At 74.7% G+C, this 15,338-nt stretch carries 16 protein-coding genes and 1 pseudogene; 12 read left to right on the top strand and 5 right to left on the bottom strand.

Annotated elements, in window-relative coordinates:
- Nucleotides 1-17: 17 nt before the first annotated feature.
- The 3 genes from ABEA53_RS06130 to ABEA53_RS06120 all read left to right on the top strand — a co-directional run bounded on the left by ABEA53_RS06130 (nucleotide 18) and on the right by ABEA53_RS06120 (nucleotide 2,296).
- Nucleotides 18-698: a TetR/AcrR family transcriptional regulator gene (locus ABEA53_RS06130; protein ID WP_345480148.1), complete on the top strand. Its 681-nt coding sequence runs from the start codon at nucleotides 18-20 to the stop codon at nucleotides 696-698.
- Between the two features lie 123 nt (nucleotides 699-821).
- Complete coding sequence (locus ABEA53_RS06125; protein ID WP_345480147.1) at nucleotides 822-1,286, top strand: hypothetical protein; 465 nt, start codon at nucleotides 822-824, stop codon at nucleotides 1,284-1,286.
- A 71-nt stretch (nucleotides 1,287-1,357) separates the two neighbouring features.
- Nucleotides 1,358-2,296, top strand: a complete 939-nt coding sequence (locus ABEA53_RS06120) for a hypothetical protein (protein WP_345480146.1) — start codon at nucleotides 1,358-1,360, stop codon at nucleotides 2,294-2,296.
- 16 nt (nucleotides 2,297-2,312) lie between these two features.
- On the opposite strand, the gene ABEA53_RS06115 is transcribed toward ABEA53_RS06120, so the two are convergent.
- Complete coding sequence (locus ABEA53_RS06115; RefSeq protein ID WP_345480145.1) at nucleotides 2,313-2,771, bottom strand: MarR family transcriptional regulator; 459 nt, start codon at nucleotides 2,769-2,771, stop codon at nucleotides 2,313-2,315.
- A gap of 61 nt (nucleotides 2,772-2,832) precedes the next feature.
- On the opposite strand from ABEA53_RS06115, the gene ABEA53_RS06110 reads away from it, so the two are divergent.
- From ABEA53_RS06110 to ABEA53_RS06070, 9 genes and pseudogenes are all read left to right on the top strand, one after another.
- Complete coding sequence (locus ABEA53_RS06110; RefSeq protein WP_345480144.1) at nucleotides 2,833-4,908, top strand: MMPL family transporter; 2,076 nt, start codon at nucleotides 2,833-2,835, stop codon at nucleotides 4,906-4,908.
- A 52-nt stretch (nucleotides 4,909-4,960) separates the two neighbouring features.
- Nucleotides 4,961-5,950 (top strand): aldo/keto reductase, encoded by a 990-nt coding sequence (locus ABEA53_RS06105; protein WP_345480142.1) that lies wholly within the window; start codon nucleotides 4,961-4,963, stop codon nucleotides 5,948-5,950.
- A gap of 34 nt (nucleotides 5,951-5,984) precedes the next feature.
- Nucleotides 5,985-6,656: an SIMPL domain-containing protein gene (locus tag ABEA53_RS06100; RefSeq protein WP_345480141.1), complete on the top strand. Its 672-nt coding sequence runs from the start codon at nucleotides 5,985-5,987 to the stop codon at nucleotides 6,654-6,656.
- Nucleotides 6,657-6,695: 39 nt separating this feature from the next.
- Nucleotides 6,696-7,450: pseudogene (locus ABEA53_RS06095) on the top strand (SDR family NAD(P)-dependent oxidoreductase).
- Nucleotides 7,447-8,373, top strand: a complete 927-nt coding sequence (locus ABEA53_RS06090; RefSeq protein ID WP_345480140.1) for an NAD(P)-dependent oxidoreductase — start codon at nucleotides 7,447-7,449, stop codon at nucleotides 8,371-8,373. Before ABEA53_RS06095 ends, ABEA53_RS06090 begins: the two are co-directional and overlap by 4 nt.
- A gap of 9 nt (nucleotides 8,374-8,382) precedes the next feature.
- On the top strand, nucleotides 8,383-9,165 hold the full coding sequence (locus ABEA53_RS06085; RefSeq protein ID WP_345480139.1) for an SDR family NAD(P)-dependent oxidoreductase: 783 nt from the start codon (nucleotides 8,383-8,385) through the stop codon (nucleotides 9,163-9,165).
- A gap of 154 nt (nucleotides 9,166-9,319) precedes the next feature.
- Entirely contained in the window at nucleotides 9,320-9,823 is a 504-nt protein-coding gene (locus ABEA53_RS06080; RefSeq protein ID WP_345480138.1) for a hypothetical protein, read from the top strand.
- Entirely contained in the window at nucleotides 9,820-10,617 is a 798-nt protein-coding gene (locus ABEA53_RS06075; RefSeq protein ID WP_345480137.1) for an MBL fold metallo-hydrolase, read from the top strand. Before ABEA53_RS06080 ends, ABEA53_RS06075 begins: the two co-directional genes overlap by 4 nt.
- Nucleotides 10,618-10,682: 65 nt before the next feature.
- Nucleotides 10,683-12,227: an APC family permease gene (locus tag ABEA53_RS06070; protein ID WP_345480136.1), complete on the top strand. Its 1,545-nt coding sequence runs from the start codon at nucleotides 10,683-10,685 to the stop codon at nucleotides 12,225-12,227.
- Nucleotides 12,228-12,309: 82 nt separating this feature from the next.
- Here ABEA53_RS06070 and ABEA53_RS06065 read toward each other — a convergent pair whose 3' ends face one another.
- The 4 genes from ABEA53_RS06065 to ABEA53_RS06050 all read right to left on the bottom strand — a co-directional run bounded on the left by ABEA53_RS06065 (nucleotide 12,310) and on the right by ABEA53_RS06050 (nucleotide 15,311).
- Nucleotides 12,310-12,609: a biopolymer transporter Tol gene (locus ABEA53_RS06065; protein ID WP_345480135.1), complete on the bottom strand. Its 300-nt coding sequence runs from the start codon at nucleotides 12,607-12,609 to the stop codon at nucleotides 12,310-12,312.
- Nucleotides 12,610-12,692: 83 nt separating this feature from the next.
- Nucleotides 12,693-14,282, bottom strand: a complete 1,590-nt coding sequence (locus ABEA53_RS06060) for an alpha-amylase family glycosyl hydrolase (protein ID WP_345480134.1) — start codon at nucleotides 14,280-14,282, stop codon at nucleotides 12,693-12,695.
- 116 nt (nucleotides 14,283-14,398) lie between these two features.
- Nucleotides 14,399-14,902 (bottom strand): hypothetical protein, encoded by a 504-nt coding sequence (locus tag ABEA53_RS06055; RefSeq protein WP_345480133.1) that lies wholly within the window; start codon nucleotides 14,900-14,902, stop codon nucleotides 14,399-14,401.
- A 61-nt stretch (nucleotides 14,903-14,963) separates the two neighbouring features.
- Nucleotides 14,964-15,311: a hypothetical protein gene (locus ABEA53_RS06050; RefSeq protein ID WP_345480132.1), complete on the bottom strand. Its 348-nt coding sequence runs from the start codon at nucleotides 15,309-15,311 to the stop codon at nucleotides 14,964-14,966.
- Nucleotides 15,312-15,338 lie beyond the last annotated feature (27 nt).

Raw genomic sequence — 15,338 nt, 5'->3', positions numbered from 1 at the left:
CAGGAGGGGGAGCCGCGATGACGCCGCTCGACGCTGCGCAGCAGGACGTGGTCACAGCCGTGCCGCCCGCCTCCTCCGATGAGCCGGGCGCCCCGGCGAAGCTCGGCCGCAAGCGCGATCACACGCGCGATCCCGAGATCCTCGACGCCACGATCGACGTGCTCGCGGAGTGCGGCTACGACGGCCTGACGATCGACATGGTCGCCGCGCGCGTGAAGGCCGGCAAGGCGACGCTCTACCGGCGCTGGCCGTCGAAGGCCGAGCTCGTGATCGACGCCGTCGCGTGCATGAAGCAGGCGCAGTCGCGCATGGAGGACCTGCCCGACACCGGCACCCTCCGGGGCGACCTCGTCGCGCTGGTGCGCCCGCCGACCCTCGAGGACGCCGAGCGGAAGATGCGCGTCATGGGAGCCGTGGTCTCCATGCTGTCCCGTGATCCGCAGCTCGCCGACGCGGTGAACGAGGCGATCTCCGAGCCCCGGGCCCGACTGAACCGCCTGCTGTTCGAACGCGCGATCGAGCGCGGCGAGATCCCGCCGCGGTCCGACGCGGAGCTCGACCAGATCGCCCACATCGGACCGTCGATGACCGCCTACCGCACCCTCGTGCAGCGCCAGCCGATGAGTCGCGACTTCGCGATCGGCCTGATCGACACGATCGTGCTGCCCGCGCTGGGCGCTCCGCGTCCGCAGGCCTGAGCCGCGGCTCGGGGTGCCGGGTCCGCACGACTGCGGGTCCGTCGCGACCCCGCTCCGCCGGGAGTCGTCGCCACATCCGCACCCGGCCTGGCCGTCGTCGGACCCGTGAGCGAGACTCGACGCATGGCTTCGGGACGGGCGGCGCGGGCCGACGAGGTGATCGGCACGTTCTTCGGTGAGCGCGCCGCGCAGGCGGTCGGGCGGCGGCTCGAGCGGCTCCAGCGGGCGGAGGAGGACCTCCGCATGTTCTTCGAGGAGCACGCCGAGCTCGTGCTCGAGGGCCCCGAGCTCGCGCTGCTCGCCCTCGAGCGCCAGTTCGAGCACGAGGGCGCCGCGGCCCGCGTCGCGGAGGCGGAGGCGCTGCTCCTGCTGCTGCCGCTGTTCCTCGAGCAGTCGCAGTGGCAGGGGCTCGACTACGAGGACCGCCGGCTGCGGCTCGAGCTCGCCGAGCCGCTCGCGCACGACATCGCCCGCCTCCCCGAGCTGCGCGAGCAGGACCTGAGCGCCGCCGTCTGGATCGTCGAGTCGACCGTGCGCCACGCCGTGTGGATGCTGCGGCAGGAGCGCGAGGCGACCCGCCCCCGCTGACCGGCGACCGGATCCGGGCGACACGCGGCGCGCGGTGGCCCGGAGGGCCCCGCGTCCGATGGACTCCACCCGTGCGACGTCGGCGGCTCGGGATCATCGGTGCTGCGGCGGTCCTGCTGGCGGCCGCGCTCGGCGGCGCGACCGTCGCGGACGCGGCGCCCGCCGCCCGCGCGGCGTCGACCTCGGTGACCGAGTACCGCCTCGGCGACCTCGTGCTCGCCGGCAAGGGGGACTCCACGACCTCCACCGTCGGCAACGGCGGCTCGCTCGTGCTGCTCGGCGACTACGACGTGCGCTGGTGGGGCACGCGCGCGAAGGCGCACGTCTCGCTGCAGCGCAAGGTCGGCTCGGGCGCGTGGACGACGACGGGCGCGAAGGTCAGCTCGACGAAGAACGGCTTCAGCGTCCGCACGCCGGCGTACTCCACGAAGGCCGCGAAGCGCACGGTCGCCTACCGCCTCGTCTCGAAGGCCTACTCGTCGTCCGGCACCCGCGTGCGGAACACCTCCCGCTCCCGCGTCGCCCGCATCGGCTACGAGAACCAGGCCCGCTACACCGGGCTCGCGAAGACCGTCTACCGGTACGCGAAGGCCTACTGCCCGAACACGGCGGTGCACGTGGCCGGCCTGCACGTCGCGGCCGGCGACTACGCGACGGGCACCCTCCTGATCCGCGTCGTCGCGGAGGTGAGGAGCTACTCGGCGAAGGACGTCCGGGCGCTCGCGCTGCACGAGTGCTCGCACGAGCGCCAGTGGCTGAACTACGGCGGCACGGTCGCCGGGCACCGCACCATGCAGGCCGCGGCGAAGCGCATCTTCTCGAACTGGAAGCTGCCCGCCGGCGCGAAGGCGCCGTACTTCCGCGCCGACCCGTCGATCACGCCGATCGAGCACGCGGCCGACTGCGGCGCGCAGTCGCTCAACCCGGGCGGCTACCTCGGCTACGGCGGGTACTGCACGCCCGCCGAGCTGCGCGCCGGCAAGCGCCTGCTGCTCGGCTCCCGCTACTGAGGTCGGTCGGCCCGCCTCAGTCCTTTGCGGGGTCCGCCCACCACTCGTAGGCGGCGGTCGCGCGTTCGAGGAACGCGCGGATCACCGCCCGCTCCTCCTCGTCCGACTCCTGCACCGCGGCGTCGAGCGCCGAGAGCAGCGAGTCGAGCTGCCCGCGCACGGTCGACACGGCCTCGTCGCTGGGCTCGAGGCGGATGCGCCGGCGGTCCGCGAGGTCGCGGCGCCGCTCGACGTGTCCCGCGCTCGTCAGCCGGTCGACCAGCTCGGTCGCCGCGGCGGGGGAGAGCGCGAGGCGGTGCGCGAGCTCGCCGGGACCGACGGGCTCGTCCGACAGCGACAGGTAGCCCATCGCCGCCAGGTCGGTCGGGTGCATCCGCATCCGCCGTCCGAGCGCGGCCTCCGCGTCCGACATCGCGGACTGCAGGCGGCGGAGGGCGCGGGTCTCCGGCTCGGGAGCGCGGAACGCTTCGTGCATCTCCCCATTCTCACTCGTTCGGCTGCCATATGATTCGGTCACCGAAACAGATGGGGACATCATGGACCGGATCGCAGCCTTCCTCTCGGGCCGGCGGAGCGCCTGGCTCGTGCTCCTCGGCGGCTTCGTCGTCGTCGGCGCCCTGTTCGCGCTGCTGCCCCAGCCCGCCTCCGGCACGACGCCGACCACCGGCTTGCCCGCCTCCGCGGAGTCGCAGCGCGTCGCAGCCCTGCTCGAGCGGTTCCCGGGCGCCGACCGCACGGTGGCGATCGTGGTGTTCGACCGCGGGTCCGGCTTGACGTCCGCCGACCGCACCGCGGTCGCCGCCCGCGCGGCGGCGCTCGCCGGACGGTCCGTCGTCCCGCAGGCGGTGCGCCCGCTGGTGAGCGAGGACGGAACCGTGGCGGTCGTCGCGGTGCCGCTCGACGCGCAGCGCGTCGAGGCCGATCCGGAGGCGGTCGCCTCCTCCCTCCGCACGGTCGCGCGCGCCGATCTGCCCGACGGGCTGACCGCGCGCATCACGGGCCCCGTCGGGTTCCAGGCCGACGTCGTCAACGCGTTCGCGGGCGCGGACCTGCGGCTGCTGCTCGTCACCGCCGCGGTCGTCGCCGTGCTGCTGATCGTCACCTATCGCAGCCCGCTGCTCTGGATCGTCCCGCTCGTCGTCGTCGGCGCCGCGGACGGGCTCGCCCGGGTGGTGGTCGGCGCGGTCGCCGCGGCGCTCGGCGTGACCGTCGACGCCTCCGTCTCCGGCATCCAGTCGGTGCTGGTGTTCGGCGCGGGCACGAACTACGCGCTGCTGCTGATCTCGCGGTACCGGGAGGAGCTGCGCCGCCGGCCCGACCACCACGGCGCGATGCGGGCCGCCGTGCGGGCCGCGGGCCCGACGATCGCCGCGAGCGGCGGCACGGTGACGCTGAGCCTGCTGACGCTGCTGCTCGGGGAGCTGTCCGGCAACCGCGCGCTCGGCCTCGCGTGCGCGATCGGCGTCGTGATCGCGATCCTCGCCGCGGTGCTGTGGCTGCCGGCCGCCCTCGTCGTGTTCGGCCGGCGCCTGTTCTGGCCCTTCGTGCCGCGGCACGTCGAGGGGGACCGGGCTGCCGAGCGCGGCGTCTGGACCGGCATCGGCCGCCGGGTGGCGCGACGCCCGCGACTCGTGGCGCTCGCCGCCGTCGTGGGCATCGTGGCGCTCGGATCCGGACTGACGGGCTTCCGCTTCGGGCTGTCGCAGACCGAGCAGCTGCTCGGGAACCCCGAGAGCGTGCAGGCGCAGGCGCTGCTCGACCGCTCGTTCTCCGCCGGCACGTCGGCGCAGACCGTGGTGCTCGCGCCCGCCGCGGATGTCGACCGGGTGACCGCGATCGCGGAGGCCGCCGAGGGCGTCGCCCGCGTCACGCCGGGCGGCACCGCCGGCGGCCGGACGGAGCTCGACCTGCAGCTCGACGGCGCGCCCTCGAGCGACGCGGCCTTCGCTTCCGTCCGCGCGCTGCGCGACGCGTTCCGGGACGAGGGCGGGTCGGTCGCCCGCACGCTCGTCGGCGGCAGCGACGCGACCGCGTACGACCAGCAGCAGGCCCAGCTGCGCGACCAGCTCGTCGTCGTGCCGGCGATCCTCGCGGTCGTGTTCGTGATCCTCGCGCTGCTGCTGCGGTCGCTGGTCGCGCCGGTGCTGCTGCTCGCGAGCGTGCTCGCCACGTTCCTCGCCAGCCTCGGGCTGGGGAACCTGCTGTTCCAGCGCGTGTTCGGCTTCGCGGGCTTCGACGTGCAGGTGCCGCTCTTCGCGTTCCTGTTCCTCGTCGCACTCGGCGTCGACTACAACATCTTCCTCACCGCGAGGGCCCGGGAGGAGCGCGAGCGGCACGGCACGCGGGAGGGGATCGTCGTCGCGCTCGGTGCGACGGGCGGCGTGATCACGAGCGCGGGCGTGCTGCTCGCGGCGGTCTTCGTCGTCCTCGGCGTGCTGCCCGTCGTCGCGCTCGCGCAGATCGGCACCCTCGTCTGCATCGGCGTGCTGCTCGACACGCTCGTCGTCCGCACGCTGCTGGTGCCCGCCCTGGTGCTCATCGCGGGGGACCGGTTCTGGTGGCCGTCGCGGCGCGACGCCGTGCGGCGCCGCGACGAGACGGCGGCGCCTTGATCCGAGTTCGGCGCCTCGGGGTTCCCCGGGCGGCGGCGAGCACACTGTCGTCATGGTCCTGCCCCGACGCCCGATCGGCACCACCGGCGTCGAGGTCTCGCGGATCGCGTTCGGGGCCGCGCCCGTCGGGAACCTGTACGAGGCGATGACGGACGCGCAGGCGCACGACGCCGTGCACCGCGCCTACGAGCGCGGGGTGCGCTGGTTCGACACCGCGCCGCACTACGGCGTCGGCCTCTCGGAGCGGCGGCTCGGCGCCGCGCTGCGCGAGCTGCCGCGGGAGGAGGTGGTCGTGTCGACGAAGGTCGGCCGACTGCTCGTGCCGAACGCGCACCCGACCGGCCGCGACGCCCACGGCTTCGCCGTGCCCGACGACCTCGTGCGGCGGTGGGACGTGACGGCGGACGGCGTCCGCGCCTCCCTCGAGGCGAGTCTCGAGCGGCTCGGACTCGACGCCGTCGACATCGCCTTCGTGCACGACGCCGAGCAGCTCTCGCCGACCGCGCCGCGGGAAGGGCTCGAGGCGCTCGCCGACCTCAAGCGCCAGGGCGTCGTGCGCGCGATCGGCGTCGGCACCAACAGCGTCGAGGGGCTCGCCGCCCTGATCGAGGACGGCCTGCCGGACGTCGTGATGCTCGCCGGCCGGTACACCCTGCTCGAGCAGCCCGGCCTCGCGACCGTGCTCGAACCGGCGCGACGGGCGGGCGTCGCGGTCGCCGCGGTCGGCGTCTTCAACTCCGGCCTGCTCGCGGAGGAGCGGCCGCGGGCGGACGCCACCTACGACTACGCGGCGGCGCCGTCCGAGCTGGTGCGCCGGGCGACCCGCATCGCGGAGGTCTGCGAGGCGCACGGCACCCCGCTGCCCGCCGCGGCGATCGCACTGCCCCTGCGGCACCCCGCCGTGGCCGCGGTCGCGCTCGGCATGCGCAGCGCCGAGCAGGTCGAGCAGAACCTCGACCGGTACGAGGCCGGGGTCCCGGAGGCGCTGTGGGCCGACCTCGTCGCGGAGGGCCTGCTCGATCCGGCGGCGGCGACGCCGTGAGCGCGTACGCCGCCTCGTCCGGCAGGATCCGGGCATGGTCCTGATCGCCGTCCACGGCCGCGCCGCCGTGCACCTCCCCGCCGAGCGCGGCACCGTGCTCCTCGCGGTCGAGCGGGAGCACGAGGACCGCGCGACCGCCGTGGCGCAGGTCGCCGCCCTGCACGAGCGCCTGTCGCACGAGGCGCAGGCCTTCCTCGACGAGGGCGCTGCGGCCCGGTGGTCCAGCGACCAGGTGCAGGTGCGGGCGGAGCACCGTCACGACGGCCCGACCGAGGCCCGGCGGCTCGTGCAGATCGCCGCGGCGCGGCTCGAGGTGCGCTTCCGGGACCTCGACGCGCTGTCGGCGTGGGTGCAGCGCATCGGCGAGGAGCCGGGCGTCGTCGTCTTCGGCGTCGACTGGACGGTGACCGCCGCGGTACGGGCGGCGGGGGAGCGCGCGGCGCGGGAGGGGGCCGTGCGCGACGCGACCGAGCGCGCCGCGGACTACGCGCACGCCGCCGGCCTCGGCGACCCGGTGCTCGCCGCGGTCTGGGAGGACGGCCTCCGTCGGGGCTCGTCGCGCGCCGACACGGGCTGGGTCGCGCAGTCGAAGGCCGCCCGTCTCGACGGCATGCCCGCGCTCGTCCTGCGGCCCGACGCGATCGCCGTCGCCGCCGCCGTCACCGCCGACTTCGAGGTCGCGGGCGCCCCGCCCAGCGCCTCCTGAACCCCTGACCGCCGCCGTCGACCACCGAGGAGCACCCGAATGACCGATCCCCAGCAGGGCGACTTCGCCGGCCTCGTCGCGGTGGTGACCGGAGGCGCCTCCGGCATCGGCGCGGCGGTCGCCGACCGGCTGGCGCGCGAGGGCGCGACCGTGGCGGTCCTCGACCTCGCGGACTCGCCGACCCACGCCTCCTTCGCGGTCGACATCGCCGACGACTCGTCCGTCCGTGCGGCCGTCGACGCGGTGGCCGAGCGCTTCGGCGGCATCGACGTGCTCGTGAACAACGCGGGCATCGGCGCGCAGGGCACGGTCGAGACCGCGACCGACGCGGACTGGGCGCGGGTGCTCGACGTGAACGTCGTCGGCACCGCCCGCGTCACCCGCGCCGCCCTGCCGCACCTGCGTCGCTCAGCACACGCCGCCGTCGTCAACACCTGCTCCGTCGCCGCGACCGTCGGCCTGCCCGAGCGCGCGGTCTACAGCGCGAGCAAGGGCGCCGTGCTCGCGCTGACCCGCGCGATGGCGGCCGACCACCTGCGGGAGGGGATCCGCGTGAACGCGGTGAACCCGGGCACCGCGGACACCCCGTGGGTGCAGCGCCTGCTCGACTCGGCGGCGGATCCCGCCCAGGAGCGGATCGCCCTCGAGGCCCGTCAGCCGTCGGGGCGCCTCGTGTCGCCGGAGGAGATCGCCGACGCGATCGCCACCTCGCCGGTCCGCGCGCGGGCTCGACCACGGGCGTCGCGCTCACCGTCGACGGCGGCCTGCAGCACCTGCGGCTGCGTCCCGAATGAGCGGCCTCACGCTGTCGGTGCCCGACGCGGGCCTGCTCGCGGCGCTCGAGCCGCTGTCCGACGGGGTGCGCGGCGCGGTGTGGGACCTGCTGACCCCGCCGCCGGTCGGGACGATCGACCTCGTCGTGCCGCCGTACCTCGGCGACTGGCGGCAGCGCCTCCCGGCCGTCGCCGCGGTCGCGCCGCGACTCGTGCAGAGCCAGCTGCTCGGCTACGACGGGGTCGCGGCCGTGCTGCCGCCCGGCGTCCCCTTCGCGAACGCGGTCGGCGTGCACGAGCCGTCGACCGCGGAGCTCGCGGTCGGGCTGCTGCTCGCCTCCCTCCGCCGCATCGACGACTACGTGCGCCAAGCCGCGGCGGGCGGGCCGCAGGTGCCGGCCCTCGGCACGAGCCTCGCCGACCGCCGCGTGCTGCTGCTCGGCGTCGGCGGCGTCGGCACCGCGATCGCCCGCCGGCTCGCGCCATTCGAGACGGAGGTGATCCGCGTGGGCCGCACCGCGCGGACCGACGCCGACGGGCCCGTGCACGGCATGGCCGAGCTGCCCGGCCTGCTGCCCGACGCGGAGGTCGTGGTGCTCGCGCTGCCGCTCGACGGCACGACGACGCACCTGGTCGACCGCGCGTTCCTCGCCGCGATGCGGGACGGCGCGCTGCTGGTCAACGTCGGCCGCGGCGGCCTCGTCGACACCGATGCGCTCGTCGAGGCGACCGCGGACGGCCGCATCCGGGCCGCCCTCGACGTGACGGAGCCCGAGCCGCTGCCCGCCGGCCATCCGCTGCTGGCGTCGCCGCACGTGCTCGTCGTGCCGCACGTCGGCGGGGCCTCGACGGCGATGCGGCCGCGGCTGGTCGCGCTCATCCGCGCGCAGGCCGAGCGCCTGCTGCGTTCGGAGCCGCCGGCGCACGTGGTGCTCGGCGGCTAGCGTCCACGCATGCCTCCGCTGCCCGCCTCCCTCGACCTCACCGGGCGCACGGCCCTCGTCACCGGCGCGGGCAGCCCGACCGGCATCGGGTTCGCGGCGGCGACCGCGCTCGGGGAGCTCGGCGCGCGCGTGCTCGTGACCGCGACGACGGACCGGATCCACGACCGCGTCGCGGAGCTGCGGACCGCGGGCGTCGACGCCGAGGGCGTCGTGACGCGCCTGGACTCGGAGGCGGAGGTCGCGGCGCTCGCCGCGTCGTGGCGCGATGCGCCGGCGATCCTGGTCAACAACGCGGGCATGGTCGCCACGGGCGAGGACATGCCCGGGGGCGACGTCACGGTCGACGTCGCGCAGTGGGAGGCGGGGCTGCGGCAGAACCTGACGAGCGCCTTCCTGATGACGAGGGCCGTCGTGCCCGGGATGCGCCGGGCAGGCTGGGGCCGCATCGTGAACGTCAGCAGCGTCACCGGCCCGGTCATGGCGTCGCGGGCCGACGTCGCCTACGCGGCGGCCAAGGCGGGCATGGCCGGTCTCGTCCGCGCGCTCGCCGTCGACGAGGCGCCCGCCGGCATCACCGCGAACGCCGTCGCCCCGGGCTGGATCGCCACCGGGTCGCAGCTCGAGTCGGAGGCGCGGGAGGGGCGCCTCGTTCCTGCGGGCCGCAGCGGCACCGCCGGCGAGGTCGCCGCCGCCGTCGCCTGGCTCTGCACGCCCGGTGCCGCCTACGTCACCGGCCAGACGATCGTCGTCGACGGCGGCAACAGCGTCGCGGAGCAGCGCCTGCCCGACTGAGGCCGCATCCGCCCGCCGCTCCGCGTGTCGCCGCGCGGCGGACGCGTCCGACCTCGACAGTGGAGGTGCGGCCCGGTGTCCCGGCCGCTTCGACGTCAGCGCTGCCGGAGTCCGGCAGTCCGGGCTCCCTGCGCACCCACCCGAGGAGCCCCACTTGACCGAGCACGCCCGCCCCTGGTCCCGCCGAGCGCTGGAGGAGGGCGGCTTCCAGGGCTTCGTGCCCTTCGCCGAGCTGGCCGGGGCCGACGTGCCGCTCGCGCCCGGCGTCTACGCGGTGCTGCGCACGAGCGGTGAGCCGCCGCGCTTCGCGAGCACCAGCCCGGCGGGCCGGTTCAAGCAGAAGGACCCCGCCGTCGCGGTGGAGGTGCTCGAGAAGCGGTGGGTCGACGGGCCCGAGGTGCTCTACATCGGCAAGGCCACCACCGGCTCCGCCGGTCGCCGCGGCCTGCAGAAGCGCCTGGAGGAGTACCGGCGGCACGGCGCTGGGGAGCCCGTCGCCCACTGGGGCGGTCGCTACGTCTGGCAGCTCGAGGACTGCGACGAGCTGCTGGTCGCCTGGAACCCGACGGACGAGGACGCCGCCGCCGTGGAGTCGCGGATGCTCGGCGACTTCGTCGACCGCTACGGCGTGCTGCCGTTCGCGAACCTGCGCCGTTGAGCCGCGGCGCGACCGGCAGCATCGAGCGCATGGGCGCGGACGGCGGGGTGCGGCGCCTCCGTCCGGTCGCGTCCGGCGTGCTCGTGGCGACCAGCCGCCGGGACCGCACGAACACCGTCGTCCTGCTCGGGCCCGCCCGCACGGCGCTGCTCGTCGACCCCGCGTGGACGCCGGACGAGCTCGACGGGCTCGCGGCGGACCTCGACGTCCTCCGCCTGACGGTCGCCGCGGTCGTGTCGACCCACAGCCACTTCGACCACCTGCTCTGGCACCCGCGCTTCGGCGCCGCGCCGCGATGGGGGTCCGCCCAGACCGCCGCCGCGGCCCGCCGGCCGATGCTCGCCGAGCTCGGCACCGGCTACCCCGCCTCCGCCTTCCTCACCGCGCCGCCCCTCCGCCCGCTGACCGGGCCGGTGCCCTGGCGCGGCACGGCGGTGCACCCGGTCGTCACCGACGCGCACGCCCCGGGCCACACCTCGCTCTGGATCCCGCGGGGCCGCGTGCTGCTCGCCGGCGACCTGCTCAGCGACGTCGAGGTGCCGCTGCTCGCGGACGAGGACCCCGCGGCCGCCGGCTACCGCGCAGGCCTCGACGCGCTCGAGCCGTTCGCCGCCCGGGCCGCACTCGTCGTGCCCGGTCACGGGAACCCGGGCCGCGACGCCGGGCACCGTCTGCGCCGCGACCGGCGGTGGCTCGACGCCCTCGGGACCGGCACGCCGCCCGCAGACGACCCGAGGACCGTTTCCGAGGCGAACCGGGCGGCGTGGGAGGCGGCGCTGACCATGTTCCGGTAACACCGCGGAAACGCCGAGGGTGGAGCATCCCGCCAGGCGCGTCGCGCCGGAGGGAGACGAGACCGGTGACCGCAACGATCGAGCCGGGCAGCGCGCCCGCCGCCGAGGAGTCCGCGAAGCTGCAGCGCCACTTCGGCCGCTTCGACATCCTGTTCTTCCTCATCTGCACGATCGTCGGCGTCGACACCATCGCGTCCGTCGCCGGCGCGGGCGGCGAGGCCTTCACCTGGATGGTCGTGCTGGCCGTCGTGTTCTTCGTGCCGCAGGCGCTGCTGTTCGCGGAGCTCGGCAGCGCCTTCCCGCAGGAGGGCGGTCCGTACCTGTGGACGCGGATGGCCTTCGGTCACCTCGCGGGCGCGATCAACAACTTCCTCTACTGGGTCACCAACCCGGTCTGGCTCGGCGGCACGCTCGCGATCAGCGCGGTCGTCGCCCTGCAGACGTTCTTCAACGACGGCGCCGACTTCGGCACCCCGGCCGTGCTCGCGATCTCGGTCGTCTTCATCTGGGTCGCGGTGCTCGCGGCCGTGCTGTCGTTCCGCATAGGCAAGTGGATCACCACGGTCGGCGCGTTCGCCCGCTTCGTGCTGCTCGGCCTCTTCACGGTCTGCGTCGTCGTCTACGCGAGCCAGCACGGGGTGCACGGGCTCGGCGCCTCGTCCTTCCTGCCGACGATGGGCGGCTTCGTGGCGCTCGTCGGCGTGCTGCTGTTCAACTACGTCGGCTTCGAGCTGCCGTCGGCCGCGGGGGAGGAGATGCGCGACCCGAAGCGCGACGTGCCGTTCGCGATCGCCCGCTCGGCGGTCGCCTCCTTCCTCCTGTACGCCATCCCGATCCTCGGGATCCTGCTCGTGATCCCTGCCGACAACGTCACGAACTTCGGCGGCCTCGTCGATGCGATGAAGAGCGTGTTCACGGTCTTCGGCGGCTCGGTCGGCGCCGACGGCACCGTCACGCTGACCGGCCTCGGTCAGGTCGTGGGCGACCTGGGCGCGATCCTCTTCGTGCTCTGCGTGCTCACCTCCGGCGTCACCTGGATCATGGGCTCCGACCGCGCGCTCGCGGTGTCGGGCTACGACGGCGCGGCGCCTCGCTTCCTCGGCGTGCTGCACTCGACGCTCGGCACGCCCGTGCGCGTCAACGTCTTCAGCGGCATCATCTCCACGCTCGTGCTGGTGCTCGCGCAGGTCATCACGCAGGGCAGCGCCGCGAAGTTCTTCGGCGCGGTGCTCGGCGTCACGATCTCCACCACGCTCGTCAGCTACCTGCTGATCTACCCGGCGCTCTGGAAGCTGCGGCGGACCCGGCCCGACGTGCCCCGCCCCTTCCGCATGCCGTACCACCGGGTGCTCACGGTCGTGCTGATGGCGCTGCTGGCCTTCACGGTCGTGCAGCTCATCGCGCCGGGCGCGCCCTTCGCCTGGTTCGGCGACGACTACCGCCCAGACGGCTGGAAGGCGGGGGAGGCGGGCCTCTACCTCGCGACGGAGCTCGTGCCGGTGCTCGTCTTCATCGGCGTCGGCGTCCTGTTCTGGTGGCTCGGCGCCCCGACTCGCCGCGCGAACGCAGCCGCCGAGCGCGCGGCCCACGAGGCGCTGCCGGTCGAGTAGCTCGCCCGCTTCCGGTCCGCCCCGCGCACCTCCGGTCCGCCAGCTGCGCCCAGAAGCGCGTGCGGCGGACCGGAAGCGCGGCTCAGGCGTCCAGCTCGCCGAGCGCCTCCCGGGCACGCTCGATGCGCGCCTCCAGCGGCTCGTCCCACCACTTCGGCCCGCGCTCGCCCAGGCCGTGCTTCGCGATGCCGACCCGGACGCGGGCTGCGGCCACCGCCTCCTCGTCGCCCCGTCGGGAGGCGGCGCCGACCGTCGCGCGCGCGGAGCCGAGGTGGGACCGCAGCGCCGCCGCGACGTCCTCGGGCAGCCCGGGATCCGTCCTCCGCCAACGGCGCCCGTTCACGACGAAGAAGTGGTCGTCCTCCTGCGGCTCGTCGACCATCGGCGCACAGTACCGGCGCTTCACGCGACGAGCCCGGACCGGTGCGACCGCAGCCGCACCGGTCCGGGATCACGCCACGAGGGTCAGAGCCGGTCGCTCCTGGTGAACGCCACCGAGTCGTAGGCGCCGACCGTGATCGTCGCCGTGCCGTTCGCCCGGACGCGGACCGTCGGTCCGGAGCACGCGCCGCCCCGCTTGACACCGTGGATCACGTCGCAGTACCGGCCCGACGGCAGGCCCGTGCGCACGGTGACCGTCTTCGCCTTCGCCGCGTTGTTCGTCGAGAAGAACCCGACGTTCCCGCGACTGAACGCGATCAGGTTCGCGCCGTCGTCGTACCAGTTGCGCACGGGCGCCTGGCCGACGCGGTTGTGGAAGCGGACCATGCCCTTCACGCCGAGCTGCCGGTCGGTGCAGCTCCACGCCGCGCTGCCGCAGTCCGTGTCCGTGATCCGCCCGTCCGCGGTCGACGGCGGGGACTGGTTCGTGTCCTTCCCGAACGTGAAGCCCGCGTACACCTGCGGCGTCCCGTACGGGTAGGCGAGCATGAACTGGGTCGCGATCAGGTTGTTCGGGTCCTTGTAGTTGAGGCTCGAGCCGTTCCGCTCCGTGTCGTGGTTCTGGATGAACACGAGCTCGTTCGCGCTCGGCAGCAGGCCGCCCGCCTCGCCGAACACCTCGAGGTCGCCGATGTTGCCGTCGTTCCTCGGGGTGCCGTCGTCGTCGTAGGACGTGAACGCGTTCTGGATCGCGGTCGTGTAGTCGAAGCCGAGCACCTGTCCCTGGCCGGTGAACGCGGCGGGGGAGATGCGGCCCGGGCTGCCCGCGCCGACCTCGAGCGCGAAGTACGGCCGCGTGCCGTCGACGGTGCGGCGGAGGCGCGACTGGATCGCGGCCAGGTCACTCTGCCCGACGTGCTTCGCCGCGTCGACCCGGAAGCCCGAGACACCGTAGGAGAGCAGCGTGTTCAAGTACGCCGCCAGCGTGCTGCGCACCTTCGCCTTCGACGTGTCGAGGTCCGAGAGCCCGACCAGCTCGCAGTCGAACACCTGCCTGTAGTCGTTGAAGTCGCGGATGCTGCCCATCCGGTCGCTCGAGCCGGAGGCGGGCGGCACCGGGCAGTTCGCCGGGTAGGAGTGGAAGTCGCTCGGCGAGTAGACGCCCGGGTAGGAGTACTTCGTGAAGGCCTCGCCGCCGTAGGAGGTGGTGCCCTGCCCGGTCATGTGGTTGAGGACGGCGTCGACGTACACCTTGACCCCGGCCGCACGGCAGGTCTTCACCATCGCCCTGAACTGAGCTGCGGTGCCCATCCGACTGGTGAGCCGGTAGTCCGCGGGCTGGTACACCTCCCACCACGGGTGCAGCACGTCGTCGCTGCCGTTGCCGAGCGCGGTGCGCTTCGTGGAGTCCTGCGGCGGCGCGACCTGCACGCCGGCGTAGCCCGCGGGCCCGAGCTGCGTGGTGCACTCCTTCGCGACGGACGGCCAGTTCCACTCGAACAGGTTCGCGAGCACGGGCGTCGCGCTGCTCCTGCCCGGCTTCTCGGGCGCGGCCGTGGCGGGCAGGACCACGGAGGCGGTCAGGGCGCCGGCAGCGAGCAGCGCGACGCCGGCGGTCGCGGCGCGCACGCGTCGACGTCGCCAGAAGGGCTTCGGCGGTCGGGTGGGGTTCATCGGATCCTCCTCATCGAGGGACGGGAGCCGACGGACAGTGGGTGGGTCGGCTCCGTTGCCAACGAGCCGACCGTAGGAGGCGGGAGGCGCGGCGCGCCAGAGCCCCCGCAGCCGGATCAGGTCGGAGGCTGTTCCTCGCCGCCGTCGGCGCCCGCCGCTTCGACCTGCGCCTGCACCGCCGGATCGACCTGCGCGACCGCGTCGATGAGCTCGGCGAGCAGCGCGTCGGTCCGCGTCCGCAGCTGCGCCAGCGCCGCCTTCTGCTCGCTGCGCGTGAGCGCCTCCGCGAGCCGCACGCCGCGCTCGATCCCGTCCGCACGGGCGACGTAGGTGGAGGCCTGCACCGGGCTGCCGGCCGCCTTCTCGGCATCGCGCGCCACGTCGCGCACGATCCCGAGGTTGCCGCGGATCTTCGCCGCCTCGCCGTGCTTCCGCTGCTCCGCGATGACGCGGTCCGGCACCGCGGTGAGCCGCGCTCGGAGCCAGGTCGGGATGTCGGGGTGGTCCTTCAGGTACTGCGACAGCACGCCCACCGCGGCGACGATCTTGGGACCGTTCTTCACGATCTCGGGCCAGTTCTTGACCGCGAGCCTCCAGATCGCCCCTGCAGGAGTCGCCATGACCGTCCCTTCGCCGTGCGAGGGATCGTAGACGCCGTCGCCTCGACGGAGGCGGGCGGCGCTAGTCCGCGACCGGTCGCTGCTGCAGCTCCTCCGGGCTCGGCAGGTAGACGAGGTTGCCCTGCGCGTCGTAGGTCGTGCTGCCGGTTGCGTCGCGGAACAGCACCGGGATGCTGCCCGTCTCGTACTGCAGCAGCCGGGGTGCGGGCACGGTTTCGCCGGACGCGCGCAGCGCCTCCGCCTCCGCGCGGAAGTGCGTGCGCACGTCGTCCGCGGCGCGCTGGTTCAGGTGCCAGTTGTCCGTGTAGGCGGGCAGGTTGCCGTAGCGCTGCCGCAGGTAGTGCCGGATGCGCTTCTGGTCGATCCCGAGCTCGCGCTCGAGATCCGATGGGGTGGTGTCGTCGGCCACGGCCCCGAGTGTATTGCCCGGTGGCGA

The organism is Amnibacterium soli (assembly GCF_039544415.1).
GTDB classification, from domain to species: domain Bacteria; phylum Actinomycetota; class Actinomycetes; order Actinomycetales; family Microbacteriaceae; genus Amnibacterium; species Amnibacterium soli.
Note: the sequence above shows the minus strand (reverse complement) of the source record. Positions and strands in the feature narration are given on the sequence as shown.